Genomic DNA, 26,007 nt, shown 5'->3' with positions numbered 1-26,007 from the left:
TGCTCCTCGTGCGACGTGCCCCGTGGATGCCCGAAGGCATCCACGGGGCACGCATGTGCTGCAGGGTGTTCGGCGCCTTACTCGGCGACCGGGATGGACTGCGATTCGAGGGTCTTGATCGTGGCGGTCTGGCCCTTGTCCAGAGCATCCAGGAGCGTGCCCTGACCGCTGACGGCCGCCTTGAACCCGTCCGAGACGTCGGCGTACGTCTGCGTCATGGTCGGGCCCCACGTGAAGTCGGGGGAGACCGACGTTGCGGCGTCGGCGAAGACGTCGTAGATCTTCTGGCCACCGTAGAACTCGACGCCCTCCGAGAACGCGGGCAGCTTCAGGCCGGCCGTGGTCGCGGGGTAGAGGTTCGCGGCATCAGCGAGGGCGGTGAGCGCCTCATCGGACGTGTTCAGCCAGAGCGCGAACTTCGTCGCCTCGTGGATGTGCTCGCTGCCCTTCAGTACGGCGATCGACGATCCGCCCCAGTTGCCCGCCGCGCTTTCGCCGGCCGTCCACTGCGGCAGCGGAGCTACGGCCCAGTTGCCCGCGGTGTCCGGTGCGCCGCTGGAGATGGAGTTCGCACCCCACACCGCCGAATTCCACGTCCAGACCTGGCTGGAGTTGTAGGCGTTGTTCCACTCGTCCGTCCAGGCCGGGTAGGTGGAGACGAGGTCCTCGTCGATGAGCTCCTGCCAGTAGTCGGCGACCTTCGCGCTGTCGTCGCCGGTCAGTGAGACCGTCCATGCCGAGCCGTCGTTGGCGAACCAGTCGCCACCCGCCTGCCAGACGAAGCCGGCGAACTGGTTGATGTCGGACTGCGAGAAGTTGGTGATGTATCCGCCGGCGGCACGGACCTTCTTCGCGGCCTCCTTGTACTCGTCCCACGTGGTCGGCACGGCGATGCCGTTCTGCTCGAACAGGTCGGTGCGGTAGAAGAGGCCCATGGGGCCGGTGTCCTGCGGGACGCCGTAGACGGCGGACTCAGTCCCGAGGGTCACCTGACCCCAGGCCCAGTCGACGAACTGGTCCTCGGCGGCAACGACGTCTGCGCACGCGCTGAGGTCTTCGACGCCGTCCTGCACCACGAAGTTCGGCAGCGCGTCGTACTCGATCTGACCGAGATCCGAGGCGTTGCCCGCTGCGATCTGGTTGAAGAAGTTCTGATACGTGCCGCTGTTGCCGTTCGGCCCGGTCTGGACCTTCACCTGGATGTCGGGGTTCGCGTCGTTCCAGATGCTGACGACGTCTTCGATCCCGGGGATCCAGGAGGTGAACTCCAGTGTGACGTCGCCGTCGGACGGCTCGCATACGGCCGTCTCCGCGGACTCCGGGGTGCCACCGGCAGCGCAGCCGGTGAGCAGGAGGGTGGCGGTCAACGCGACAGCCAGGGCCTTCTTCGATGTGTGCTGCATGTCGGTCCTTTCTTGGTGTGAGCCGTGCGGGTCATTCCGGACGGCACCGGTGCCGCGGGGGTCGTTCCCCGCGACGGTCGGGCTATTTCAGAGCACCGGCGCCGAGGCCGTTGCGCCAGAACCTCTGCAGGAGCAGGAAGGTGATGATCAGCGGGATCACGGACAGCAGGGCTCCGATGAGGACGAGGCCGCGCAGTTCCGGAAGCTGATTGAGCTGGTTGTTCCACCCGTACAGGCCGTAGACGACGGGGAAGAACTCCTCGCTGCGCAGCATGATCATCGGCAGGAAGAAGTTGTTCCAGATGGCGACGAACTGGAAGAGGAACATCGTCACCAGCGCCGGGGTCATCAGGCGGATGCTCACGGTGAAGAACGTCCGGATCTCGCCGGCGCCGTCGAGCCGGCTCGCCTCGAGGAGCTCGTCGGGGACGGCGCCGGCGGCGAAGATCCGCGCGAGGTACACGCCGAACGGACTGACGATCGACGGGAGCAGAACCGCCCAGATCGTGTTGGTGAGCTGGATCTCGCTGAACAGCAGGAACAGCGGGAGCGCGAGCGCGGTCGCCGGGACCAGCACGCCACCGAGGACCACGTTGAAGAGGAGTTCGCGACCGGGGAAGCGGTACTTGGCCAGGGCGTAACCCGCCATCGCGGCGAGGATCGTGGCTATGGCGCCGCCGACTCCGGCGTAGAGCAGAGAGTTGCCGAGCCACCGCAGGTAGATGCCGTCGCGGTACGCGAACAGGGACCCGATGTTCTCGAACAGCCGGAAGTCGCTGAACAGCAGCGGGTTCGTGGTGAGGATGTCGCCGGTGTCCTTGCTGGAGGCGACCAACAGCCACCACAGCGGGAGGAGGAAGTAGACAGTGAACACCGCCATGATGAGCATCGCGGTGCCCCGCGAGACGACGGGTTCGCGGATGGCCTGGGGCGAGGTGCGGGTCGCCGCTGCGGTGCTCATGCGATCTCCTTCCGCTGGGTGAACCGCATGAACCCGAACGAGAGGACGAACGTGATCAGTGCGAGAACGACCGAGAACGCGGCCGCGAGGTGGGTGTTGGGAATGGACGCCGCCGCGTAGACCGCCATGTTCGGCGTGAATGTGCTCGTCACAGCCGAGCTGAATGAGCGGAACACCTGGGGCTCGGCGAGGAGCTGCAGCGTGCCGATGATCGAGAAGATCGCGGTCATCGTGATCGCGGGGCGCACGAGGGGGATCTTGATCGCCCAGGCGATGCGGAACTGCCCCGCGCCGTCGAGGCGCGCCGCCTCGTAGAGCTCGCTGGGGATCGACAGCAACGACGAGTAGATGATGAGCATGTTGTAGCCGACGAACACCCAGGTCACGACGTTGGCGATCGACCACAGCACGAGATCGGCTCCGAGGAAGTCGATCTGCTGGGTGACGGCGCTGAAGGGGGAGAGGTTCGGGGAGAACAACGAGCCCCACATGATCGCGGCGATGACGCCGGGCACCGCGTACGGCACGAAGAAGGCGAGGCGGAAGAAGCGCTTGCCGCGCAGCAGCGGCGAATCCAGCAGCAGGGCGAACAGCAGCGCGAGGCCGAGCATGACCGGCACCTGCACGACGCCGAAGAGCAGCATCCGTCCCATCGACGCCCAGAACGCCTCGTTCTGGAAGACGAGGGCGTACTGGCTCAGGCCGCCGAAGACGAGCTCCGCCTTGCCGAACGTGCCGTCGCGCTGCACGACGAGCGTCGACTGGATCATCGCGAAGATGATCGGGACGACGTAGAACAGCGCGAAGAGCACGCCGAACGGGATCAGGAAGAACGCGATCGCTCCCTTGTGGGAGACACGGGTTCTACGCGGTGAGGTGATGGTCGTCATCGGATCTCCTCGATGATGCGGACGGCGCCGGCCGGCAGCGATGCGGAACCGGACACGGTCTGTCCGGTGATGAGATCGCGGCCGTTCGCCGGGACGGCGGCATCGATGCTCGTGTGGTTGATCGCGATGACGTAACTGTGCGTCTCGCCGTCCCGCCGGACGACTTCGAGACCCTCGTGGCCCGGACCGCGGACGGCGCCGGCCTCGGCGGCGATCCGGGCGACGAGGTCGCGGTAGGGCTCGGGGTCGAGGTGCGTGCTGACGTACCAGGCGGCGCCGTCGCCGGACGCGCGGCGGGTCAGGGCGGGCATGCCCGCGGCCGGTCCGTCGACGTAGTGGTCGATGATCTCGGCATCCGCCACCGTCATCCGCTCCGACCAGGTGCGGGCCTGCGCACCGGAGCCGAGCGTCACCTGCTGGGCCGGCAGCAGCGGCGCGAACTCCTCGACGCGCACTCCGAGCAGATCCCGGAAGGCCCCGGGGTAGCCGCCGAGCCGCACCCGGTCATCCGCATCGACGATGCCGCTGGAGAACGTGACGAGAACGGTGCCGCCGGCGGCGGCGAAGTCGCTCAGCACGGAGGCCGCGCGGTCGTCGATGAGGTGCAGGGCAGGAACGATCACGAAGCGGTAGGCGGAGAGATCGGCGCCGGGGGCGACGATGTCGCAGGTGAGGCCGGCGTCGGATGCCGCGCGATGCGCGCTGTGCACCTCGTCGAGATAGCCGAGGCCCTCGCTGGGGCGGCCTTCGCCCTCGATCGCCCACCAGCTCTCCCAGCTGAACAGCAAGGCGGTGTCCGCGCGCACGCGGGTACCGCGCAGGGGGTCGAGCAGCCGGAGGAACTCGCCGAGCTCCACGACCTCGCGCCAGGCAGCACTGTCGGTGCCCGCGTGCGGAACCAGCGCGGAGTGGAACTTCTCGGAGCCCTGTGCCGATGCGCGCCACTGGAAGAAGCAGATGCCGTCCGCGCCGCGGGCGATGTGCGATGCGACATTGCGCAGCAGCTGGCCGGGTTGCTTGGCCAGGTTGTACGGCTGCCAGTTCACGGCGCCGGTCGAGGTCTCCATCAGCAGCCAGGGGTCGCCCTGCGCGAGCCCGCGGGTGAGGTCGGCGGCGAAGGACAGCTCGCGACGTGGCTCATCGAGGCGGTTGTCGAGGTAGTGGTCGTTGGCGATCAGATCCATGTCCCCGGCCCAGGACCAGTAGTCCAGGTTCCTGATGTGCGCGGTGACCATGAAGTTCGTCGTGAGGGGAGCGGCGGAGCGCTCGCGGATGATGCGCGCCTCCGCGCGGTACAGGCCGAGCTGCTCATCGGAGCTGAAGCGGTGGAAATCGAGAACGTGCGAAGGGTTGCGCAGCGACAGCGTCTGGCGCGGGGGCAGGATCTCGGCCCACGCTCCGTAGCGCTGGCTCCAGAAGGTCGTTCCCCATGCCGCGTTGAGCGCGTCGATCGTCTCGTAGCGGTCCTGCAGCCAGGTGCGGAAGGCGCGGCCGCTCTCGTCGCAGTAGCAGAGCGCGTTGTGGCAGCCGAGCTCGTTCGAGACGTGCCAGAGGGCGACGGCGGGGTGGTCGCCGTAGCGATCGGCGACGCGGGTGACCAGTTCACGCGCATAGTCGCGGAACACCGGAGAGCTGGGGCAGAACGCCTGGCGTCCGCCGGGGTAGCGGGTGGTGCCGTCTTCTGCCACGGGCAGGATCTCGGGGTGCGCGGTGCTCAGCCACGGGGGAGGGGACGCGGTGCCGGTCCCGAGGTTGAGGCGGATCCCCGCGCCGTGCAGAAGCTCGATGACCTCGTCGAGCGCGGAGAAGTCCCAGACCCCGGAGGCGGGGTTGATCGACGACCAGCCGAAGATGTTGATGGCAACCAGGCCGACGCCCGCTTCGCGCATCAGGCGCACGTCCTCACGCCAGACGTCGCGGTCCCACTGCTCAGGGTTGTAGTCGCATCCGAAGGCGAGGCCGTCGTCGCTCAGAGTCGTGAGCAGATGGGTGGTGCGGGACTCGGCCATCCGGCTGGCGCTCCTTTGCGAGAAAACTGGGCACGTGCACACATCGGCGGCCACGTGTGCGGCGACCAAAATGTGTGCACGTGCACATATTGCCAAAGAGTGGCGACCTCGTCAAGCAGGCTGCATCGCTAGGCTGTGAAGAATGGCTCCTCAGGCACCCCGAACACAGCGCAGCACCGTCCATGACGTGGCGCGGGTGGCAGGTGTGTCCCGAGGCACGATCAGCCGTGTTCTCAACGGCGGTTACGTGTCGGATCGCGCCCGGGAGGCGATCGAGGCCGCCATCGAAGAGGTCGGGTACGTGCCGAACACCGCGGCGCGCAACCTCGTGCGCCAGCGCACCCAGGTCATCGGGTTCATCGTGCACGAACCGCACGCGCTGTTCCTCGAAGATCCGAACATCGGCGCCATCATGCTCGGCGCGAACACCGCGCTGTCGGAGGCCGACTACCAGATGGTCTGCGTCGTGGTCGACTCCAGTCGCGATACCGATCGCGTCTCGCGCTACCTGAGCGGCGGGTTCGTCGACGGCGTCGTGATCGTCTCCGCGCGAGAGCATGACCCGATCGCCGCCGTCGTCGAGAAACTCGGGATGCCGGCCGCCTTCGTCGGGCACCCCTCCGACGTGACGGGAACCTGGGTCGGCATCGACAACAGGGGCGCGGCGCGCGCGATCACGCAGCGGCTGCGCGAGACCGGACGCCGGCGGATCGGGATGATCGCCGCAGCACTGGACCGAGACTCCGGCAGCGATCGGCTCGCCGGCTTCACGGAGGCGATGGGCGATGCGTTCGATCCGACGCTCGTCGAGGAGATCCCGTTGTACTCCTTCTCGGACGGTGTCACCGGCATGACCCGGCTGCTGGAGCGGGCACCGGACATCGACGGGCTCTTCGGGGCGTCGGATGCCGTCGCCGCCGGCGCGGTGGCCGCGTTGCAGGCCGCCGGGAAGCGCGTGCCCGAAGACATCGGGGTCGTCGGCTTCGATGATTCGACGTGGGCGCAGCGGACGATCCCGAACCTCTCCACGGTCCACCAGCCGGCGGAGGGCCTGGGCATGGCCGCGGCGTCGGCAGTGCTTGCGCAGATCGCCGGGGAGCAGGATGCCGGGCAGGGCATCATCCTCGATGCGCCCGTCGTCTGGCGCGCATCGGCCTGAGCGTTGCGCGCTGCCTGAGCATCCACCGAAGAGAGATGCGTCCATCGGAGGGCGCACGTAGCGTGGAACCATGAGCCGGACAGATGAAGCGGGTCTGCTTGTGAACGCCTCGCCGGTGCGTGTCTTCCGAGCGCTCACCGATCCGGAAGCTCTCGTGGAGTGGCTGCCTCCCGAAGGCATGACTGCGCGCTTCGAGCGCTTCGACGCGCGGCCAGGGGGCGGCTACCGGATGGTGCTGACCTACTCGGATGCCACGGGCTCGCCAGGCAAGAGCAGCATCGACGAGGATGTCGTCGAGGGCAGATTCGTCGAGCTGACGCCCGGCGTGCGCGTGGTGCAGGAGATCGAGTTCGAGGCCGATGATCCGTCGTTCGCCGGAGTCATGCGGATGACCTGGGAGGTCATCGCGCGAGGCTCGGGCGCCCAGGTCGTGTTCCGTGCGGAGGACGTACCGGACGGCATCTCCTCGAAGGATCACATCGACGGGATGACGTCGTCGCTGCGCAACCTCGCCGCGCTCGTCGAGCGCTGAGTCAGTACAGCGACGTCGGCGGCTCCATCACGATGCCCTGAGCCTCGAACGCCTGGCGACGCTCCTCGATGCGGCGGTGCAGTTCGACCTGGGCATCCTCGATCGTCTGCGGATCCAGTTCGACCATGGGCGGATGCGCCTCTCCGTGGTTCGCCGAGATGTAGGCGTCGAGCTCGGGTCCCGAGGTCCATGAGGTGATCAGCGCGTAGCGGGGAGCGGTACCGTGATGCCAGACGGCGTGCCAGAAGCGCTGGGTGTCGACGATGATCCGGGATCCGGCGGGGAGCGCGAACCGCACCTCGGTGGCGGGATCGAAGCGATCCTCGCGGAGGATGAGCAGCGAGTCCGGGTCGTCGGTGAGGTTGAAGAATCCACGCACCACCCACCCGGTGCCCTCGTCGTTGAGGCGGTTGTTGTCGTCCTGATGCAGGTTGTAGATCGCGTCGGCGTAGTCGTTCGGCTGCAACTCGATCACGCGGCAGCGGCCGATGTTCGCGCCGGGTTCTTGCGCGCGCTGCATCAGGATCGGCGCCCGCTCCGCCTGTTCCGTGACCCACACGCCATCCTTGTCGGTGCGGGGCGGGGTGTGGTTCCAGAAGCCGTTGCAGTCGATGTCGCCGGCGTAGCTGGTGAGCGGCGCGAAGCGGGTGATCCCGGAGGATCGCCAGCCGATGTACTCCAGGTCGAGCCACTCGGCGGGGTCCGCCGCCTGGTCGTGGTCGTCGAGGACGACGTAGCCGGTCTCGGCCAGTGCTTCGGATGTGATGAAGCTCATGCTGTGCCTCCCGGCTGTCTCGTCTTCGAGCCTAGCCCGGCCGTTGCGGCGCGATCAGATCCCGATTCGCGCGCCGGCGCGCTCTCGCGTAAACTATCCCGCGGTGACGTGTCCGAGCGGCCGAAGGTGCAACTCTCGAAAAGTTGTGTAGGGTAACCCCCTACCGTGGGTTCAAATCCCACCGTCACCGCCACTCAGAAGCCCCGCCATCCCTGTGATTACTGGGATGGCGGGGCTTCTTCTTTGCGGAGAGCGGCTCCTCTCAGCCGGTCACGTACGACAGCGCGTCGACGCGGAGCACATCGCCTGACGCCTTCACGATGCGGATCGTGTGCTCGCCTTTGGGCAGGCCATCGCTGGAGAAGAGCACCTGCTGCGTGAGTCGATCTTCGGCGTGCAGGTCGATCGTGTCGACCAGCACATCGTCGATGTAGACCTCGGCCGAACCCTGATCGGGGCCGAGCGCTCCGGTGATGGCGACCTTGGGCCCGGCGAACGTCAGCGAGACAGAGGCTCCATCTGCGCTCGCCCAGTGCACGTCGTCGCGCAGATCTCCTCGGAAACGGAACTCGATCGCGGAGTCGCCGTCGGGGAGCGCGGCCAGCAGGTCCGCTGCGACCGTCACTTCGCGGCCGTCCACCACGTAGTCCGCGCCGGCCTCCAGCGCTGCGCCGTCACGGAACACCCCGACGAGTTCGCCGGGATCCCTCAGCAGCGCGACGACGGCGTCGCTCGGTACTGCGCGATCGAACGCCACGTGGTCGATGTCGAGCACGCCCTCCTGGACGACGTCGAGCTTGTCGAGGAGCATGAACTGGCCCGATTTCTTCACGACGCGGAGGGTGTGGCTTCCGTTCGGAAGATCACGCACGCTGTAGACCACCTGTTGCACGCCACGGCCCTCGGCCTGGAAGGTGTCGACCGTGTCGACGAGCACGCCGTCGAGGTAGACCTCCGCCTCGCCCTGGGAGGAGTGCGTCTCGGTCACCCAGTCGATGCCGGTGCCGACGAACGAATACTCGAACGCGGAGCCGTCCGCCTCGCTGTACTGAACGTCGTCCTGGTAATCGCCCATGCCGCGACCGGCACTCCGGCTCCACGTACCGCTGTAGACGATGCCGGGCCCATCGTTGTTGACACTCACCACGTTCGAGGCGCCGGTCTCCGGAGCCTCGCCGCCCTGCGAAGAGTCGAAGACCGAAACGGTGAGCGCCTGTGATCGTGCGGGGACCTCCTTGCCGCCGTTGCGGCTCCACTCGCCGTCGTAGTGGAGTCGTGAGTCGTCGTCGTTCAGTGTGATCGTGCTCTTCTTCGTCGGGCTGAACGTGAACAGACGCGTGCCGTGGATCGGCACGTCCTCGGCGACGAACTCCCCGGTCGCACTGCCGAGGTTCTTCTTGCGCCACAGATCGCGGACCTTCGCAGAGCCGTCGATGCCGATGTCGGCAAGCGGGATCGTGATGTCGGCGTCGGTGCGGCCGAGATTGAACACGGCCACTGTCACCGAGCCGTCGGGGTTGACTGCGTACCAGGTCTGGCGTGACGTCGCCGTCGACACCGGATGCGCCGGTCGCCCGGCCTGGTTCACCGCGATGACCTCATCGTTGGTCAGCAGCTCCAGACCGTAGTCATCGAGGTTCGTCATGTCGTTGCCGACGTACATGGGCGCAGCAGACACGGCCCAGAACGTGGTCGCCGTCCGCCGCTCATCTTTGGTCAGGCCGTCCATCGCGCCATTGCCGACGTTGAGCGAGTCGAAGTCGTTCCATCCTGAGGGTCCGGCATGACGCCACCATTCGGCGGCTTTGGGGAACAGGCGGGCGATGTTCTCCCAGGTCGTCAGCGCCTCCTTCTCGCAGTAGCACTCCACGTCCCAGTCGATGCGCCACCCGTTCGCATGCTCCTTCCAATAATCGGCGTAGCGGATGTCGAGGGCCCACGAGAGCTCGAACCAGATGTTGTTGCGCTCGAGCGCCTGCGACCAGGCCGCGACGTCGTCGCGAGCGTCCAGCGAGAGGTCGCCGACACCGGACCCCGGTGTGACGCTGTCGAACTTGAGGAAGTCGATTCCCCATTCACCGAGCATGTCGGCGATCGAGTCGATGTACGCCTGGCCGCAGGGGGTCGAGAAGTCTATGCGGTGCCCGATACCCCAGTAGTCGGCCTGCTGGAGGGGTCGCTTGACCACATCTCCGGTGGTGCATTCCGGGGCGCCGGCGATCGGCAGCTCCGCCTCGTACACTTCGGCAGAGATGCCGGGGATGAAGTACAGCCCCACCTTCTGGCCGTTGCCGTGCACGTGGTCGATCACAGCCTGCAGGCCATCCGGATAGAGCGTCTCGCTCGGCACCGGGCGGCCGTGCTCGTCGACGCCGCCGTTCCAGCCGGCATCGATGTTGATGTACTCGTAGCCGTAGTCCTGCAGCTTCTCGTGCATGGCGTCGGACTGAGCGACGATCTGCTCGGCGCTGATCCATGCCTGCCCATCACCGGCGTAGACCTGCATGCTGTAGCTGCTCCAGCCCATGTACGGACGCGACCCCAGCGGCTCGTCGTCATCGGTGACGGCGGTAGCAGCGGCGGAAGCCCCAGTGGCGGCGGGCGCGGAGGGCGTCTCAGCGGCCTGCGCCGACGCCGTTCCGATGCCGAATGCCAGGGCGGCGGCGGCCAGGGCGGCCGGCCATCGCAGCCTCGCTGTCGGACGGTCGTAGTGGATCATGTGTCTTCCTCTCATGGTGGTTCGACGATGAACCCCGTGCGCCTTCGCACGGCCCCCAGAAGGTTCGGCGGGCGGCCGATTCGTCCCCGCGAACCGGCTGTCAATTACTTGACACCGGTAATTAATCACGAATAGGCTGGCACCGCAAGCAGTTCTCCAGGTCGATCGGGAAGTCACCCGATTCGATGACTGGCCGTCATCTCGTCAAGGAAGACCATGTCGCGTCCCACTCCCGAGACCCTTCCCCGCCCTGCAGGAACGCTGCGGCTGGCATGGCGATCGCCCGCATCGCAGTGGAATGAGGCCACCCCGCTGGGCAACGGACGCATCGGCGCCATGCTCTTCGGCGGTGCGTCGGGGCGGTACGCCTTGAACGACGCGACGGTGTGGTCGGGGTCGCCGGACGGGCCGGCCGTCGCGCTCCGCGAGGTCCTCGCCGCCGGTGCGGGGCCCGAGCGCCTCGCGAAGGTCCGGGAAGCGCTGGACGAGGGCCGCACTCGCGACGCCGAAGTGCTGCTCATGGCCTTCGAGGGCCGGTACTCGCAGGAGTTCCTTCCACTCGCCGAACTCCACGTGCGCATCGAGGATGCGGTGGCGATCGACCCTGCCCGCGTGCTCGACCTCGATGAGGCCGTCGTCACCGAAGATCTCTCGGTCCCCGGTGGCACGGTTCGCCGGCGGTCCTGGATCTCGGCACCGGCCCGCGCCCTGATCGTCGAGATCACGGGGGATTCCGCGTTCACCGCCTCCGTCGCCCTGGGCACCCAGCTGCACGACGCGGGCTCCGGCTTCCTGGAGAACCGGGATGCGATGACACTCGACATCGTCGCGCCGATCGACGGCGCGCCGCTGCACGAGACCGCGGTGGAGTCGCCGCTGACGTACGCGGACGAAGACTCCGAGGTGTTCGACGCCTTCGCGGCCGTCGCCCTCTCATGGAGCACCGATGGGTTCGCGGAGCGCACGCCGGACGGCGTCACGTTCCGCGGAGGTCGTCGGCTGCTGATCGCCCTCTCCACATCGTCCCGCGCCGCGTCGTGGTGGGCCGGCGAGGACGGAGAGGGGCGGATCGCCTCACGCGAGGCGATCCGGAACCACGCCAGGGAACAGGCGGATGCTGCGGTCAGCCGTGGTGCCTCAGCCCTGTTCGAGGAGCACGCGGCGGATCGTCGACGCGCGACTCCGGCGAGGTTCGCGATCGGCGGCCGGCGGGAAGGCGTGTGGGACGTCGACCGAGACATCCTGCACGGGCCCGACCTGCAGCTGAAGGCGACCGTTATCGCCGAGTTCGGCGCCTACCTGCTCGCCTCGTGCTCGCGGAGCGGCGGGCCGGCGGCGAACCTGCAGGGCATCTGGAACGACGAGCTGCGCCCGGCTTGGTCGTCCAACTACACGATCAACATCAACACCGAGATGAATTACTGGGCAGCTCCCGTGCTCGGCATGGACGATGCGTTCGAACCGCTCGTCGGCATGGTGGCGAAGCTCGCCCGGAACGGCGCCGAGGTCGCCCGTGACCTGTACGGCGCCCGCGGCTGGGTTGCGCATCACAACTCGGATCTGTGGGGCTGGGCTCTCCCGGTAGGCGGTGGTCACGGCGCCCCGAGCTGGGCGATCTGGATGATGGGCGGGGTATGGCTCACGCACAACCTGTGGGATTCGTATGCCTTCGGCGGCGATCGCGAGCTGCTGCGAACTCGCATCTGGCCGCTGCTGCGCGGGGCCGCGGAGTTCGGTCTCGACTGGCTGGTGCCGGACGACGAAGGCCGACTGCGCACTTCGCCTTCGACCTCACCGGAGAACTCCTTCGTCGCCGCCGATGGCGAGGGCACCGCGATCGGGCTCACCTCGGCATCCGATCTCCTGCTCCTGCAGAGCCTCTTCGAGCGCGCACGGACGGCGATCGAGGTGCTGCAGCTCGACGAGCGCGCACTCCTGGCCGAGATCGACGAGGCGCTCGCCCGTCTCGCTCCCGTCATCATCCGCGCCGACGGTCGCATCGGCGAATGGTCAGCCGATGTCGTCGAGGTCGAACCGCTGCACCGGCACATGACGCCGCTCGTCGGCATCCATCCGCTCGACGTGACGACCCGCGAGCGGACACCCGAGCTCTTTGAGGCCGGGATCCGCCTGCTCGACGCCCGTGGTCCCGGCGCGATGGGCTGGTCATGGGCGTGGAAGGTGGCCTTGCGCGCGCGGATGGGCGACGGCGAGACCGCGGCATCGCTGTTGGATGAGGCGCTCACAGCCTTCGACGGCGATGCCATGCGGCACGGGCCGGTCGACGGCTCGGAATGGGGTGGGCTGCTGCCGAACCTCTTCAGCACGCATCCTCCGTTCCAGATCGACGCGAACCTCGGCTTCCCCGCATCCATCGCCGAGATGCTGCTGCAGAGCCATGAGGGAATCCTGCGTCTGCTGCCCGCGCTGCCCTCGGCCTGGCGTGAGGGAGACGTTCAGGGACTCAGGGCCCGAACCGGCATCGAAGTCGACCTCGCGTGGAGCGACGGGCGACTGCGCGAGGCGCGGCTGCGGAACCGGCTCGATGAGGATCGGGCCGTGGTGGTCGAGTACGACGGACGTCGCGTCTCGCTCACCGTGCCCGCAGGGGCCGTCGTGCACGCGCCTGTGGGCGGCCTCGCCGATGCGCTCGTGGGCGGTGTCCCGGATGCACGGTGAGGTCGCGGTGGCCGGCATGCCGACCACCCAGACGGAGCCGAGCGACTTCGACGCCTTCTGGGCCGAGACGCTCGCCGCGACCCGCAGCTTCCCACTCGACGTCACCGTCGAGCAGCGCGAGACGCGCCTCACCGTCATCGATGTCTTCGAGATCACGTTCCGGGGATTCGACGGCACGCGCATCCGCGCCTGGCTCCGGATGCCGCGCGGGGCGGCGGCCCCCTTGCCAGGGCTCGTCCAGTTCTTCGGATACGGGAACGGGCGAGGGCACGCGCTCCGCGACCTGCGCTGGGCCGCGGCCGGATACGCCCACCTCGTGGTGGACGCGCGCGGTCAGGGTCACGGCGACACCGACGACGATCACCCGGAGGGCGGCCCCTCAGCCGGTGGCTTCCTCACCAGGGGCCTGCGGTCGCCGCGGGAGTACTACTACCGACGGGTCTACGCCGACGCGGTGCGTGCGGTCGAGGCGCTGCGATCGCTGGACGCCGTCGACTCCGCCCGTGTCGGTGCGGTCGGCGCGAGCCAGGGCGGCGGCATCGCGCTCGCGATCGCGGGACTCGTACCGGATCTCGCCGTGGCGATCATCCAGGCCCCGTTCCTCTGCGAACTGAACCGCGCCGCCGACCTCAGCACGGAGGAGCCGTATGCGCTCCTCACGCAGTACTTCGCCGATCGTCGCCTCGACACGGCGGCCGCGCTCGACACCCTTCGCTACTTCGACGGGGTCAACCATGCCAAGCGCGCGAACGCTCCCGCGCTCCTGAGCACCGGTCTGCGCGACGGCATCACGCCTCCGGCATCCGTCCTGCCCGCCTTCACCGCCTACGCCGGCGAGAAGCGCACGGTGCTCTGGCCGTACAACGGCCATGAGGCGGGCGGTGACCTCGACGAGGAGAATGCCCTAGAGTTCGCGGCAGAGCGCCTGGCGCCGGCGACCTCGATGTCCGCGCGGCAGGCCCGAGGATTCGCTAGCGTAGCCGATAACGACTGAGGACTTCGATGGACCACGACACTGCCGCACGCACCTCCCTGATCCGCTCCGCCTCGGACGCCGGGTCGAAGGTGTTCGCGACGATCCTCACACGCAGCCCGATCAGCCGCATCGACATCGCGAGGCACACCGGGCTCTCGCAGGCCGCGGTCACGAAGGCCGTCTCGCCGCTCGTCGCCGCCGGCCTCGTGGATGCACCGCCGGCCGCGCATCGCGACGGCAATCCCGGACGCCCCGTCGCACCGGTCTCGATCGTGCCCGAAGCGATGATCATGCTCGGCGTGAAGGTGAACGTCGACGAGATCATCGCGGTCGCGACAGATCTCGGCACCGCGATCATCGCCGTCGAGCGGCGGCTTCTCCCCGACCACGGTCCCGATGCGACGCTCGAGGCCATCGTCGATGTCGTCGGTGTGCTCGAGGCCGCCCTCGGCGATCGCGCCACCGCGATCGCCGGTCTCGGGGTGGCCGTCTCCGGCGACGTCGACACGCAGACGGGTGTCGTGCGGGAATCGGCGATCATGGGCTGGCGCGATGAGCCGTTCGGAGCACGACTGCAGGAGCGCCTCGGTCGGCCGGTGACCCTCGAGAACGATGTGCACGCCCTCACGGTCGGCGAGCACTGGTTCGGCGTCGGCCTCGGCACGGCCTCGTTCGCGATCGTCACGATCGGCCGCGGTATCGGCAGCGGACTGCACCTCAACGGCCAGGTCGTCAGCGGCGCCTACGGAGTGGCCGGAGAGATCGGTCACCTGCCCCTCGCCGATCCGCAGCGGATCTGCCCCTGCGGACGACAGGGATGCGTCGAGGCGGTCGCGTCGACTGCCGCGATCGAGGCCGCCGTGTCAGCCGTTCACGGTCGCGCGATCACGATCGACGAAGCCGTGCGCCTCGCGCACAGCGGCGACCGTGCCGCCGAAGCGGCGTTCCAGGAGGCATCGACCATCATCGGCACGGCGATCGCGACGCTGGTGAACCTCACGGGACCGGAGCTGGTCATCATCGGCGGCGAAGGCGTGTCGAACTTCGACCTCTATGACGCGACGCTGCGCAGCGCCTTCGAGGCGCACGTCTTCGGTGCGGCCGCGCGCTGCCGGATCGTCGTCCGTCCGCACACGTTCGAGGACTGGGCGCGCGGTGCTGCCGCCGCTGCGATCCAGTCCCTCGTGCTCTGACGCGCGGCTGCCTGGGGGCATTCGACGGCAGGCAGAACTGCCCGGCGGAGGATTCCGCCGGGCAGTTCTGTCACCTGTCGTGATCAGAGTGCGTCGTAGAGCTCCTGCTGCAGCTCCAGGTAGCGCTCGACGCCGAGGCCGTTCAGGTCGTCGATGTACACCTGCCACGTCGCGTCGTCATCGATGTCGCGCTGACCGGTGACGAACTCCGCCTGCGCCTGCGTGATGTAGGTCGCGATGTTCGTCTGCAGCTCGGCGATCTCGGCAGAGGTGTCCGGGTTCGGCCACAGCTTCTCATCAGGGAACAGCAGGCTCTCATCCGGGGCGAAGGGCTCGTACAGCTTCGTCGCCTCGAGCAGGCGGCGCTCGTAGCCGGCCGGGGAGTAGACGTCCTCCGGTACGACCTGCGAGTTGCGGTACTCCAGCGAATCCCAGTACTGGCCCATGGAGCGCCACGACGCGTTCGAGGTCTCGTCGTAGGTGAGTGGCTTGAAGCTCGGCTCCAGCTCGGGGTCGAGCGCCACGTCTCCCTCCTCTGCGGGTACCCAGGCCTCGCCCTCCGGCCCCATGGCGCCCAGCCGGTCGCCCTCGTCCGTCACCAGATAGTCGATGAGCTGGATGGCCTTGATGCGCTCCTCCTCGGTCGACTTGTTCGTGAGGGCGAACATGCCGAGCGGACTCACCGGCGACCGGTAGGTGGCGAACTGCGTTCCGTCCGGGCCCTGGACCGGTGCGACCGCGTCATAGTGCTTGTCGCGGCCGTCCGGGGAGTCCGCCGTGACGATCTCATAGGGGTGCAGCACGGCGGCGGCGCCCAGGATCTCGGCATCTGCGTTGTCGCCGAGGGCGCGCAGCGCGTTGCCGTTCTGCGTGAAGGACGCCGTGTCGATCAGCCCTTCTTCGGCGAGCGATGCGATGTACTGCAGGCCTGCGCGCCAGCCATCGGAGGTCGCGGACAGGGTGACCTCGCCGTCGTCCATCACCATGGGCGGCGGACTCGAGGGGCTGCCGTAGGGGGCGTACGCGAACGCGTTCATGAAGTAGTTGATCACGGGTTCGGACGCCGAGGCGCTGAGGGCGACCTCGTCGGCCTTGCCGTTGCCGTTGGGGTCGTTGTTCTTGAATGCCCGTAGCACCTCACGGAGCTCCTCCGTGGTCGTCGGCTGCTCCAGGCCGAGCTTGTCGAGCCACGTGGTGTTCATCCAGAGCTTGGAGGGGTAGCTGCAGTGGTAGCACTCCGTCCACTGGGTGATCGCGTAGATGTGCCCGTCGGGGGCGGTGACCGACTGCTTCCAGTCCGGCTTCTCCTCGAAGCGTTCCTTGAGGTTGGGTGCGTACTCGTCGATCAGGTCCTCGAGCGGGACGAGGACGCCCTGCTGTCCGTATTTGAGCACCTCGCTGCGCGAGAAGGCGTCGACCCACGGCACGAGGAAGTACGCGTCGGGATAGTCGCCGCTCGCGAGCGAGACCTGCCGCTTCTCGCCTGCGACGCTGCCGTCGTAGGTCGTGGTCTGCCAGTCGAAGTCGATGTCGAACTTCTTCTCGACCAGCTGGGTGAACGCGTTGTCCTTGAGCGAACCGTTCTCGCCCTGCGGACCGAACGCGACGAGCTGAGCGTTGTCGTCACTCGGCGAGGTGCAGGCGGCCATCGCCGCTGTCGCCAGGGCCAGCACGCCTACGGCGGCCACCCCTCGGATGATGCTGTGTCTCATTGCCGGAATCTCCTTTGCCCGGTTAAAGGGTGATGTGGTGGGTCTGTGCGGGGTCAGCCCTTGACGGCGCCGACCATGATTCCCTTGTTGAAGTACTTCGCGACGAACGGGTACGCCACGAGCATCGGGATGGTCGCGATCACGACCGTCGAGTAGCGGAGCAGATCAGCCAGTTCGCGCCGTCGCAGCTGCTCGGCGACGTCGCCGCCGCCGCCGGAGTCGTTCAGGATGAGCAGGCCGCGCAGCACGAGCTGCAGCGGCTGCAGGTCGGCGTCTCGAAGATAGAGAAGGGCATCGAAGTAGGAGTTCCACTGCATGATCGCGTACATCAGGGCGACGACGGCGATCAGCGGCTTCGCGAGCGGCAGCACGACGGTCCAGAGGATGCGCAGTTCGCTCGCGCCGTCGAGTTGAGCGGCCTCGTAGACCTCGTCGGGCACCGCCGAGCGGAAGTAGACGATCGCGATGATGACCTGCCAGACGCCGATGGCGTTCGGCAGCAGCATCGACCACCGTGTGTCGAGGAGGCCCAGGGATTGGACGACGAGGTACATCGGGATGACTCCGCCGCTGAACAGCATGGTGAAGACGACGCCGCCGGTGATGATCTTGCGTCCGAACAGCTGCGTGCGCGACAGCGGGTAGGCGATCGCGACCGTGCCGATGACGCTGATGGCGGTTCCTGCGACGGTGTAGAAGATGGAGTTGCCGAATCCGCGGAGGATGGCCGGGTTGCCGAGCGCCTCCTCGTAGCCGCGGAACGTGAGGTCGACGGGCCAGAACAGCACGCGGCCCGATGAGACGGCCTGCGGGCTGGACAGGGAGCTGGCGACGATGTTGAGCAGCGGCAGCAGCACGACAAGTAGGAAGACCGAGAGGAGGATGTACGCCGCGACGATGAAGACGCGGTCGGCCCTGGTCTCCTTGACCTTCACGCCGCGCGCGAGCGGGTCGCGCCGGCGCCGCTCCTTCTTGTTCTTCGCGACGACGATCTCCTCGGTGAGGAGTGCCTCGGTGTTGATCGTGGTCACCACAGTCCGTTCCCCGTCACTCGCTTGGACACGCCGTTGACCACGAGTAGGAGCACGAGGCTGATGACGGCGTTGAAGAGCCCGATGGTCGCTCCCAGACTGAAGTTCGCATTCAGGATGCCGGTCTTGTAGACGTACGTCGGGATGATCTCGGAGGTGGACAGGTTCAGGGCGTTCTGCAGGAGGAACGCCTTCTCGAACCCGATCGCCATGATGTTGCCGACGCCGAGGATCAGGATGATCGTCGCGGTCGGCAGCAGCGCGGGGATGTCGACGTTCCAGATCTTCTGCAGGCGGCTCGCTCCGTCGATCTTGGCCGCCTCGTAGAGCGACGTGTCGACCGAGGCGAGGGCGGCGAGATAGATGACCGCCGAGTAGCCGGTGGTGGTCCAGATGTCGGTCGCGACATAGATGTGCCGGAAGAAGTCGGCATCGGCCAGGAGATCCACCTGCCCCGCGCCGAAGAAGCTCAGGGTGCGGCCGAGGAGTCCGACTCTCGGTGACAACAGCAGGATCGTCATCGACACCACCACGACAGTGGAGATGAAGTACGGCGCGTAGGTGACGAGCTGCACCGTGCGCGTGAAGAAGCGCAGACGCACCTCGTTGAGGGCCAGCGCGAGGATGATCGGCAGGGGAAAGCTCGCGATCAGAGTGTAGGCGGCGAGCAGGAAGGTGTTGCCGACCAGGCGCGGGAAGACCGGGTTGCGGAAGAGGTTGGCGAAGTTGTCGAAGCCGACCCAGGGGCTGCCCCACACTCCGTCGATCGGGTTGTAGTTCTTGAACGCGATCACCGCGTTCGCCATCGGGATGTAGCGGAATACGAGGAACCAGATGATCGGCAGGAGCAGCAGCAGGTAGAGCTGCCAGTAGCGGCGCAGGCTCCGGACGAGACGGGAGCTTCGCCGGGGAGCATCCGACGGCGCATTCGCCGTCGCGGCGGGGATGTCATGCTCGACACTGAGCGTCATGTCTGCCTTCTCCAGGTGGGATTACTTTACACCGTAATATAACTCTCGCGCGGGCGGAGCGCAACCCATCGGAGCACGTGTCAGGCTTCGACGGCCTGCAGGTGCAGCAGCATCGCCTGGCTGGGGTTGAGCGCCGGCAACGGCAGTCCCTGCGCCAGGACCGCACCCGTGCAGATCAGAGGCTCTGCGGACTGGAGCCACGCCGGATCCTCGACCTGGTGGCGGCTCGCGACGCCGACATCCTCGCGCACCGTCACGCGGTACATCGTGCGAAGGTCGAGTCCGGGGATCGGGACGCGCGGGGTGTGAGCGACGCCACTCGTCTCGGTACGGACCCAGGCGAACAGTGCTTCACGGCGATCCGGGGAGACGACGCCGTGCAGCAGCGCGCCGTCGTCGACGGCGTCGCCGCGAACCGTGACGCCCGAGTGGATCAAGCCGCGCACCTCTTTGTACAGCGCTGCCCACGCGGCGATGCCGCGGCGCTCATCGGTCGTCGCGGCATCGATGTCCCACTCGACGCCGGCATGCCCGAAGAGTGCGGTGATCGCACGGAACGAGAACGAGGCGCGGCGGTGCGTGGTGTGCGAATCGCTTGCGCCGATGTGGGAGCCGATCAGCTCGGGAGGCAGCAGGGTCTGCGTCCACCGCTGAATGCTCTGCCGCTCGACGGGATCGTTGCAGTCCGAGGCCCACACTCGGTCGGTGCGCGCGAGGATGCCGAGATCGACGCGGCCGCCCCCGCTCGCACACGACTCGATCTCCAGCAGCGGATGGCGGCGGCGGAGCTCGTCGAGCACGCGGTACACCCCCTGCGTATGTGCACGCACGCGCCGGTCGCCTCGCGTGCCCAGCGCCGCGTGCAGGTCGCGGTTGTGGTCCCATTTGACGAAGTCGACGGCGGCCTCGGTGATCACGGAGTCCAGACGTTCCAGGACGTACGCGGCGACCTCCTCGCGCGAGAAGTCCAGCACGAACTGATGCCGCGACTCCAATATCCGCGACTCGCCCAGAAGCCAGTCCGGGTGCGCCCGGGCCAGGTCTGAATCCGGATTCACCATCTCCGGTTCGAACCACAGGCCGAACTGCATGCCCAGGCCGTGCACGGCGTCCGACAGGGGGCGGAGCCCGCCGGGCCAGACGTCGACGTCGACGAACCAGTCGCCGAGGCCGGCATGGTCGTCGCGGCGTGCGCGGAACCAGCCGTCGTCCAGGACGAAGCGCTCGATGCCCAGCTCGGCGGCGGACTCGGCCAGAGCCGACAGCGTCGCGAGATCGTGGTCGAAGTACACCGCCTCCCACGTGTTGAGAAGCAGCGGACGAGGCGAGCGGGGGTGACCTGGCCGCGAGCGGATGGATGCATGCAGCCGCGCTGTCACGCCGTCGATCCCTTCGTCACTCCAGGCGAACAGGGCATCGGGGGAGCGATACGTCTCTCCGGGCTGCAGGCGCACTTCGCCCGCCTCGACGAGCTCGCCGCCGCCGAGCACCGACCGGTGCACGGCGGCACCCTCCGGCAGTCGCTCAAGGATGGTCTCCTGGTTGCCGCTCCACGCGAGGTGCGTCGCCCAGATCTCGCCGGAGCGAAAGCGGAAGCCCGTGGTTCCCGCCATGGTGAGCATGGCCGCGTCATGGCCCGGCCGGCCGCGTCGGGAGGACCGCAGCCAGGTCCCGTCGTGGATCGTCGAACGCTGCGGAAGGCGCTCGTTCGTCCATCGCCCGGTGAAGTCGAGAACCTCCTCGGCGCGGGCCGGTAGCGGAAGGACGATGCGGGCGGCGCGGATGTCGATCGGATGCTCGGCGCCGGCGTTGCGGATCTCGATCGCGGCATGGAGGATGCCGGCGTCGTCCAACCGGTAGGAGAACACGGCCTCGGAGAGCGATGCTGCGTCGCGCAGCGTGAAGCGAGCCTCCGACTCGTCGGCGTCGGAGGCGATCAGCGTGAAGCCGTCGATGACGGCATCCGCGGCGTCGGCCTCGATGGCCGGGGTTCCGGACCAGCCATGTGCACGACCGGCCGCGATCGAGAACGACCGCGGGATGTCGATCGAGCTGTTCATCACGGCCGGAGCCGATGTGGCGACCATTCCTGCCGCATCGACGTCGAACAGGGCGCGGCCCCAGTGCACGATCGCCGGAACCCCGAACCCGTCGGCTGCGAACAGGACGCTCACACCGCCACGACGGAGGTGGGCGAGCAGGGGCGTCCTGAGCGGGTCGACGCGGGGGACACTGTTACTTGACGTCATGAAGTAATCATCCGGGTTACGCGGACGCACCGCAACCCGGAGGCGTCAGCCGTCGACCGGATCCTCGGGCTGAGGAGCGAGTATCGGACCGAGGCGCCGATACGAGTTCTCGATGTGCGTGCGCATGGCCGCCGCAGCGGCATCCGGGTCCCGACGGCTGAGGGCATCGAGGATCAGCTCGTGCTCGCTCACCGTGTCGTCCTCGAAGTCGTGCCGGAAGTTCAGCCGGTACAGGTGCATGTGCGAGCGCAGGCGAATGATCGCCTCGGCGAGAAGGGGGCTGAGTGCGCGGTCGGCGATCAGGTGGTGGAACCGGAGATCTTCCTCGATGAACCGCCGGTAGTCCTGGAAGTGCTCGTCGTCGCCGGGGGAGGATGCCGTGCGCATGCGCCCCACCGAATCGGCGAGCTCAGCGGCGGTGGCCTCGTCGAGGTTCGCCGATGCCCGGCGCGCCGCCTCGGGTTCGAGGAGTTCGCGCATGTCGTACAGGTCGCGCAGGCCAGCGGCATCGAGCAGCGGAGCCGCCACGTATCCCTTGAGCGCCCGCTTCGCGACCAGCCCTTCGGATTCCAGGCGGGTGAGCGCCTCGCGCACGGGCGTGGGCGAAACGTCGAGATCGCGCGCGACCGCGTCGATGTTCACGCGTGCGCCCGGCTCGATCACCCGGTCCATGAGGAGCCCGAGGACGGCGTCGTACACATCGTCGACGAGGGCCCGCCGCGCCGGCAGCGTCCGGGGGCCGGGGGCCGCATCGTCGCTGAACATGGGTCTCATCGTACGGGCTGCCCGCCACGCACACCGGCTCGGCGCATGTTGATCGGCGAAGCGCCGATCAACCCGCGGTCGCGCAGCTCGCCCCAGAGCGCCGGTGCGACCGGCCGGCTCATGAGGGCGCTGTTGCGGGCCAGCTGCTCCGCGCTCGCCCCTCCCATCACGACCGCGGCCACAGCGGGGTGGGTGAGCGGGAACTGCACGGCGAGTTCCGGCAACGAGCTGCCGTGGCGCCGGGCGACTGCGGCGATCGCGCTCGCCCGCTCGACGACGGCGCGGCCCGCGGGGCCGTAGTCGAACGTGTCGCCCGCGCTCGGCGTATCGGTCGCAAGGATGCCCGAGTTGAAGATCGCCGCCGCGATCACCGACACCTCGCGTTCGAGGGCGAGCGGGAGCAGGTCGTCGGCGGCGGACCGATCGAGCAGCGTCCAGCGCCCCGCGACCATCATGACGTCGGAGTCGGTCTCAGTGATGAAGCGCGAGAGCATCGCGCTCTGATTCATCCCCGCCCCGAACGATGTGATGACGCCCTGGTATCGCAGCTCGCTCAGGGCGGGGAAGGCGCCGTCCAGTGCCTCGCGCTCATGGTGGTCGGGGTCGTGCACCAGCACCAGGTCGATGCGGTCCAGGCCGAGCCGGTCGAGCGAGTCTTCGATCGACCTCATCACCCCGTCGCGGGAGTAGTCGCGCACGCGCCGATGCGCGGCGGGCACGTCGAAGAGGTTCTCGATGTCTGTACGGCCGGAGGCGTCTTGCGGCACGAGCAGCCGTCCGACCTTGGTGGAGAGCACATACTCTGCCCGAGGCAGAGTGCGCAGGCTCTCGCCCAGACGGCGTTCCGCCAAGCCCAGGCCGTAGTGCGGTGCGACGTCGAAGTAGCGGACCCCGCCGGCCCAGGCGGCAGGAACGATCTCCGGCCATGCGTCGTCGGACAGCGCCTGGTACAGGTTGCCGAGCGACGCGGCCCCGTATCCGATGGGAGGAGCGGTCAGGCCGCCGCGGCCGATGCGCACCGGTGCCGGCCGGCTCATCCGACGATCAGCCGGCCGAGGGCCGCGTCATCCCAGGCGATGCCGAGACCGGTGGTCGACGGTGCCCAGCCCCGTCCATCCGCGATGCGCAGCTCGCCTGTCGTCACCGCGCGCAGTTGCGGGATGTGCTCGAGGTAGAGCGCGTTGGGGACGGCGCAGACGAGTGACACGTGCAGCTCCATGAGGAAGTGCGGCGCGACGGGGGCGTTGAACGCCTCGGCGAGGTGCGCGATCTTCAGCCAGGGCGTGATGCCCCCCACCCTCGCGACGTCCGGTTGCACGATCGACGCGCCCCCGCGCTGCAGATGCTCGCGGAAGTGTCCGAGGGAGTACATGCTCTCGCCGACGGCGATCGGAACCGATGTCGAACGGGCGAGCTGGCGGTGCCCCTCGATGTCCTCCGCGGGAAGCGGCTCCTCGAACCAGAAGACGTCGACCTGCTCGAACAGCCGCGCACGACGAACTGCCTCCGAGACCGTGAACGACTGATTCGCGTCGACCATGAGGTCCATGCCGGCGCCCACGGCCTCGCGAACGGCGCGCAGTCGTTCGAGGTCCTGATGGCCGCGCGGCATCCCCACCTTGATCTTGACCCCGCCCATGCCGCGATTCTGTGCGTCGACCGCGTGCGCGACGAGTTCGTCCGTGCCGAAATGCAGCCAGCCGCCCTCGGTGTCATACATCGGGACCGAGGCGGATGCCCCGCCGGCGGCGACCCAGAGCGGGAGGCCCGCCCTACGGGTCTTCGCGTCCCACACGGCGGTGTCGACGGCGGCGAGCGCAAGCGCCGTGATCGGTCCTACCGTTGTCGCCCGGGTGACGCCGAACAGCGCGAGCCAGACCGCCTCCGGGCGCTCGACCTCGAGACCGAGAAGGGCCGGCAGCAGTGTCTCGCGGAGCAGACTCAGCACGGCCCCGCCGCCTGTGCCGATCGTGTAGCTGTAGCCGACGCCCTCGGCGCCGTCCGCAGTGCGCAGCCGCACGAAGATGGTCTCCTGCTTGACGAAGGTCTGCAGGGCATCGGTGCGCTCGGTCTCGACCGGCAGGTCGCACAGCTGCGCCTCGACATGCACGATGCGGCTGCCCGCGGTGATGTCGGCCGTGGCGCGGGCTGTGGCTTCGAGGATGCTCGAGCCGGCGTTCTGCGATGCGTTCATCATCGTCCTCCGAGTCCGCCCAGGGTGACCCCTTTGATGAGCTGCCGTTGCAGCAGCAGCACGAGGACCAACGAGGGGATGACGGCGAGCGTCGAGCCCGCCATGAGCAGGGACCATTGCGTCCCGAACTGGCCGGTGAACATTCCGAGCCCGAGGGGCACGGTGGCCATGTCCTGCGTGTTGATGATGATCAGCGGCCAGAGATACGAGTTCCAGTAGCCGATGAAGGAGAAGACCGCGAGCACACTCAGCGGTGCGACCAGCTGCGGCAGCAGCACGGACCACAGCGTGCGGATCCGCGAGGCCCCGTCGATCAGGGCGGCCTCCTCGTACTCGATCGGGATCGTCAGGAAGAACTGGCGCATGAGGAACGTCCCGAACGCCGTGAAGGCGAACGGGATGATGAGCGCCCCGTAGCTGTCGTTCCATCCCCAGCTGTTGACCATGATGAAGAGCGGCACCACCAGCACCTCCTGCGGCAGCACCAGCGTGAGCACGAACAGCAGGAACAGCTTGTCGCGGAACCGGAACCGCAGCCGCGAGAAGGCGTAGGCCGACATCACGGCGACGACGACCGAGAGCGCGGCGCCGCCGATCGCGACGAACAACCCGTTCAGGATGAAGCGCCCGAAGGGGACGACCGTCCAGGCCTCGACGAAGTTCGCCCAGCGGATCTCCGAGCCGAAGATCTGCGGTGTCGCGGTGAAGACCTCGTCCTCGGGCTTGAGAGCCGTGAGGAACATCCAGATGAAGGGGAACGCGAAGATCAGCGCGACGATCGCGATCGCAGCGGTGTTGAGCCATTCCTTGACGGATGCCCGCCTCTGGTGTGCACGCCGGGGCAGTGTCCTGGTGTCACTCATAGTTCACCCACTTCCTCTGGCCGACGAACTGCAGTGCCGTGATGAGCATCACGACGAGGAACAGGATCCACGCCAGCGCGGATGCGTAGCCGAGCCGGTCGAAGACGAAACCGTTGCGGTACAGGTACAGCACGAACGTGTTGGTGCTCTCGCCGGGCCCGCCCTGCGTGAGGAAGAGAGGCTGCACGAAGACCTGGAAGGCGCCGATCATCGTCATGGTCGAGCAGAAGAAGAGCGACGGCGAGAGCAGCGGGAGGATGATGTACCGCAGGCGCTGCCACGCGCTGGTCCCGTCGATCCGCGACGCCTCCAGCAGTTCCCTCGGGATCGCGCTGAGCCCGGCCGACAACACGATGACGTTGTAGCCGAACGACTGCCAGACCGACATGGCGATCACCGAGGGCAGGGCCCATGCCGAGTCGGAGAGCCAGTTCGGTCCGTCGATTCCGACCGTCGCGAGCGTCGAGTTGACGAGACCGTCCTGCGAGAGCAGCAGACGCCAGACGAGGGCGTTGGCGACCATGGGCGTGATCACGGGGAGGAAGAAGATGACCCGCCAGGCGCCGGCGCCCTTCATGCGCGTGTTGAGCCAGAGTGAGATCACGAGCGCCACGAACAGGTTGAGCGCTGTGTAGACGATCGCGAAGATGACCGTGTTCCCGAGCACCGTGTAGAACGTGGGGTCGCGGAAGAGCTTGACGTAGTTGTCGAAGCCGATGAAGGCGGGGCTGCCGAACAGCTTCCAGTCGAAGAGGCTGATGAAGGCCGATCCGAACAGCGGGGTGAGGATGAAGACGACGAAACCGATCATCCCGGGGGCGAGGAACGCGACAGCCACCCAGCCGTGGCCCCGGCGGCGAGGCAGCCGCGGAGCCCGCCGAGCGGGGGCGCCGCTCGGCGGCCCCGCCCCGCGGAGGGTCGCGGAG

Annotated in this window: 20 protein-coding genes and 1 tRNA gene; 6 read left to right on the top strand and 15 right to left on the bottom strand. The window is 67.9% G+C overall.

Annotation, left to right across the window (positions count from 1 at the left end; translation table 11 throughout):
• Window positions 1-77: 77 nt before the first annotated feature.
• The 4 genes from CUR96_RS00690 to CUR96_RS00675 form a co-directional block, all read right to left on the bottom strand.
• Complete coding sequence (locus tag CUR96_RS00690) at window positions 78-1,403, bottom strand: ABC transporter substrate-binding protein (protein WP_102191375.1); 1,326 nt, start codon at window positions 1,401-1,403, stop codon at window positions 78-80.
• Window positions 1,404-1,485: 82 nt separating this feature from the next.
• Complete coding sequence (locus CUR96_RS00685) at window positions 1,486-2,364, bottom strand: carbohydrate ABC transporter permease (protein ID WP_102191374.1); 879 nt, start codon at window positions 2,362-2,364, stop codon at window positions 1,486-1,488.
• Window positions 2,361-3,254, bottom strand: coding sequence for a carbohydrate ABC transporter permease (locus tag CUR96_RS00680; protein ID WP_102191373.1), 894 nt, complete (start codon window positions 3,252-3,254; stop codon window positions 2,361-2,363). Before CUR96_RS00680 ends, CUR96_RS00685 begins: the two co-directional genes overlap by 4 nt.
• Entirely contained in the window at window positions 3,251-5,263 is a 2,013-nt protein-coding gene (locus CUR96_RS00675) for a beta-galactosidase (RefSeq protein ID WP_102191372.1), read from the bottom strand. Before CUR96_RS00675 ends, CUR96_RS00680 begins: the two co-directional genes overlap by 4 nt.
• 142 nt (window positions 5,264-5,405) lie before the next feature.
• Between CUR96_RS00675 and CUR96_RS00670 the strand changes: the two genes are divergently transcribed.
• Together CUR96_RS00670 and CUR96_RS00665 are read left to right on the top strand one after the other, a co-directional pair.
• The gene (locus tag CUR96_RS00670) at window positions 5,406-6,422 is read left to right on the top strand and encodes a LacI family DNA-binding transcriptional regulator (protein ID WP_102191371.1); all 1,017 of its coding nucleotides are present in this window, start codon (window positions 5,406-5,408) and stop codon (window positions 6,420-6,422) included.
• A gap of 70 nt (window positions 6,423-6,492) precedes the next feature.
• Window positions 6,493-6,954 carry an SRPBCC family protein gene (locus CUR96_RS00665; protein WP_102191370.1) on the top strand — a complete coding sequence of 154 codons (462 nt, stop codon included), beginning with the start codon at window positions 6,493-6,495 and terminating at the stop codon, window positions 6,952-6,954.
• 1 nt (window position 6,955) lies between these two features.
• On the opposite strand, the gene CUR96_RS00660 is transcribed toward CUR96_RS00665, so the two are convergent.
• On the bottom strand, window positions 6,956-7,729 hold the full coding sequence (locus tag CUR96_RS00660) for a hypothetical protein (protein WP_102191369.1): 774 nt from the start codon (window positions 7,727-7,729) through the stop codon (window positions 6,956-6,958).
• Window positions 7,730-7,831: 102 nt separating this feature from the next.
• On the opposite strand from CUR96_RS00660, the gene CUR96_RS00655 reads away from it, so the two are divergent.
• A tRNA-Ser gene (locus CUR96_RS00655) sits at window positions 7,832-7,922 on the top strand.
• A gap of 69 nt (window positions 7,923-7,991) precedes the next feature.
• Here CUR96_RS00655 and CUR96_RS00650 read toward each other — a convergent pair.
• Window positions 7,992-10,448 carry a X2-like carbohydrate binding domain-containing protein gene (locus CUR96_RS00650; protein WP_180968894.1) on the bottom strand — a complete coding sequence of 819 codons (2,457 nt, stop codon included), beginning with the start codon at window positions 10,446-10,448 and terminating at the stop codon, window positions 7,992-7,994.
• A gap of 216 nt (window positions 10,449-10,664) precedes the next feature.
• Between CUR96_RS00650 and CUR96_RS00645 the strand changes: the two genes are divergently transcribed.
• The 3 genes from CUR96_RS00645 to CUR96_RS00635 are packed head-to-tail and all read left to right on the top strand — an operon-like array spanning window position 10,665 to window position 15,296.
• Window positions 10,665-13,127, top strand: a complete 2,463-nt coding sequence (locus tag CUR96_RS00645) for a glycosyl hydrolase family 95 catalytic domain-containing protein (RefSeq protein WP_102191367.1) — start codon at window positions 10,665-10,667, stop codon at window positions 13,125-13,127.
• Between the two features lie 16 nt (window positions 13,128-13,143).
• The gene (locus CUR96_RS00640) at window positions 13,144-14,121 is read left to right on the top strand and encodes an acetylxylan esterase (protein WP_245861042.1); all 978 of its coding nucleotides are present in this window, start codon (window positions 13,144-13,146) and stop codon (window positions 14,119-14,121) included.
• Between the two features lie 8 nt (window positions 14,122-14,129).
• Complete coding sequence (locus CUR96_RS00635) at window positions 14,130-15,296, top strand: ROK family transcriptional regulator (protein ID WP_102191365.1); 1,167 nt, start codon at window positions 14,130-14,132, stop codon at window positions 15,294-15,296.
• An 83-nt stretch (window positions 15,297-15,379) separates the two neighbouring features.
• On the opposite strand, the gene CUR96_RS00630 is transcribed toward CUR96_RS00635, so the two are convergent.
• The 9 genes from CUR96_RS00630 to CUR96_RS00590 all read right to left on the bottom strand — a co-directional run bounded on the left by CUR96_RS00630 (window position 15,380) and on the right by CUR96_RS00590 (window position 25,946).
• A complete protein-coding gene (locus tag CUR96_RS00630) occupies window positions 15,380-17,008 on the bottom strand; it encodes an extracellular solute-binding protein (RefSeq protein WP_102191364.1) in 1,629 nt (542 codons plus the stop codon).
• A 53-nt stretch (window positions 17,009-17,061) separates the two neighbouring features.
• A complete protein-coding gene (locus CUR96_RS00625) occupies window positions 17,062-18,039 on the bottom strand; it encodes a carbohydrate ABC transporter permease (RefSeq protein WP_245861041.1) in 978 nt (325 codons plus the stop codon).
• A complete protein-coding gene (locus CUR96_RS00620; protein WP_180968893.1) occupies window positions 18,036-19,010 on the bottom strand; it encodes an ABC transporter permease in 975 nt (324 codons plus the stop codon). The genes CUR96_RS00625 and CUR96_RS00620 overlap by 4 nt, the downstream gene beginning before the upstream one ends.
• A gap of 80 nt (window positions 19,011-19,090) precedes the next feature.
• Entirely contained in the window at window positions 19,091-21,259 is a 2,169-nt protein-coding gene (locus CUR96_RS00615) for an alpha-galactosidase (protein WP_102191363.1), read from the bottom strand.
• Between the two features lie 45 nt (window positions 21,260-21,304).
• Window positions 21,305-22,024: a GntR family transcriptional regulator gene (locus tag CUR96_RS00610; RefSeq protein ID WP_102191362.1), complete on the bottom strand. Its 720-nt coding sequence runs from the start codon at window positions 22,022-22,024 to the stop codon at window positions 21,305-21,307.
• A 5-nt stretch (window positions 22,025-22,029) separates the two neighbouring features.
• On the bottom strand, window positions 22,030-23,061 hold the full coding sequence (locus CUR96_RS00605) for an aldo/keto reductase (RefSeq protein ID WP_102191361.1): 1,032 nt from the start codon (window positions 23,059-23,061) through the stop codon (window positions 22,030-22,032).
• The gene (locus CUR96_RS00600; RefSeq protein WP_102191360.1) at window positions 23,058-24,218 is read right to left on the bottom strand and encodes a mandelate racemase/muconate lactonizing enzyme family protein; all 1,161 of its coding nucleotides are present in this window, start codon (window positions 24,216-24,218) and stop codon (window positions 23,058-23,060) included. Before CUR96_RS00600 ends, CUR96_RS00605 begins: the two co-directional genes overlap by 4 nt.
• Entirely contained in the window at window positions 24,218-25,081 is an 864-nt protein-coding gene (locus tag CUR96_RS00595; protein WP_102191359.1) for a carbohydrate ABC transporter permease, read from the bottom strand. Before CUR96_RS00595 ends, CUR96_RS00600 begins: the two co-directional genes overlap by 1 nt.
• Window positions 25,074-25,946, bottom strand: a complete 873-nt coding sequence (locus CUR96_RS00590; RefSeq protein WP_245861052.1) for a carbohydrate ABC transporter permease — start codon at window positions 25,944-25,946, stop codon at window positions 25,074-25,076. Before CUR96_RS00590 ends, CUR96_RS00595 begins: the two co-directional genes overlap by 8 nt.
• Window positions 25,947-26,007 lie beyond the last annotated feature (61 nt).

The sequence above is a fragment of the Microbacterium aurantiacum genome, assembly GCF_002872075.1.
GTDB classification, from domain to species: domain Bacteria; phylum Actinomycetota; class Actinomycetes; order Actinomycetales; family Microbacteriaceae; genus Microbacterium; species Microbacterium aurantiacum_A.
This window is presented reverse-complemented; position numbering and strand designations above follow the sequence as displayed.

Excerpts from the sequence above, each read along its gene's own strand:
- CUR96_RS00690 (WP_102191375.1), bottom strand. The coding sequence starts at position 1,403 with ATGCAGCACACATCGAAGAAGGCCCTGGCTGTCGCGTTGACCGCCACC.
- CUR96_RS00685 (WP_102191374.1), bottom strand. The coding sequence starts at position 2,364 with ATGAGCACCGCAGCGGCGACCCGCACCTCGCCCCAGGCCATCCGCGAA.
- CUR96_RS00680 (WP_102191373.1), bottom strand. The coding sequence starts at position 3,254 with ATGACGACCATCACCTCACCGCGTAGAACCCGTGTCTCCCACAAGGGA.
- CUR96_RS00675 (WP_102191372.1), bottom strand. The coding sequence starts at position 5,263 with ATGGCCGAGTCCCGCACCACCCATCTGCTCACGACTCTGAGCGACGAC.
- CUR96_RS00670 (WP_102191371.1), top strand. The coding sequence starts at position 5,406 with ATGGCTCCTCAGGCACCCCGAACACAGCGCAGCACCGTCCATGACGTG.
- CUR96_RS00665 (WP_102191370.1), top strand. The coding sequence starts at position 6,493 with ATGAGCCGGACAGATGAAGCGGGTCTGCTTGTGAACGCCTCGCCGGTG.
- CUR96_RS00660 (WP_102191369.1), bottom strand. The coding sequence starts at position 7,729 with ATGAGCTTCATCACATCCGAAGCACTGGCCGAGACCGGCTACGTCGTC.
- CUR96_RS00650 (WP_180968894.1), bottom strand. The coding sequence starts at position 10,448 with ATGATCCACTACGACCGTCCGACAGCGAGGCTGCGATGGCCGGCCGCC.
- CUR96_RS00645 (WP_102191367.1), top strand. The coding sequence starts at position 10,665 with ATGTCGCGTCCCACTCCCGAGACCCTTCCCCGCCCTGCAGGAACGCTG.
- CUR96_RS00640 (WP_245861042.1), top strand. The coding sequence starts at position 13,144 with ATGCCGACCACCCAGACGGAGCCGAGCGACTTCGACGCCTTCTGGGCC.
- CUR96_RS00635 (WP_102191365.1), top strand. The coding sequence starts at position 14,130 with ATGGACCACGACACTGCCGCACGCACCTCCCTGATCCGCTCCGCCTCG.
- CUR96_RS00630 (WP_102191364.1), bottom strand. The coding sequence starts at position 17,008 with ATGAGACACAGCATCATCCGAGGGGTGGCCGCCGTAGGCGTGCTGGCC.
- CUR96_RS00620 (WP_180968893.1), bottom strand. The coding sequence starts at position 19,010 with ATGACGCTCAGTGTCGAGCATGACATCCCCGCCGCGACGGCGAATGCG.
- CUR96_RS00615 (WP_102191363.1), bottom strand. The coding sequence starts at position 21,259 with ATGACGTCAAGTAACAGTGTCCCCCGCGTCGACCCGCTCAGGACGCCC.
- CUR96_RS00610 (WP_102191362.1), bottom strand. The coding sequence starts at position 22,024 with ATGTTCAGCGACGATGCGGCCCCCGGCCCCCGGACGCTGCCGGCGCGG.
- CUR96_RS00605 (WP_102191361.1), bottom strand. The coding sequence starts at position 23,061 with ATGAGCCGGCCGGCACCGGTGCGCATCGGCCGCGGCGGCCTGACCGCT.
- CUR96_RS00600 (WP_102191360.1), bottom strand. The coding sequence starts at position 24,218 with ATGAACGCATCGCAGAACGCCGGCTCGAGCATCCTCGAAGCCACAGCC.
- CUR96_RS00595 (WP_102191359.1), bottom strand. The coding sequence starts at position 25,081 with ATGAGTGACACCAGGACACTGCCCCGGCGTGCACACCAGAGGCGGGCA.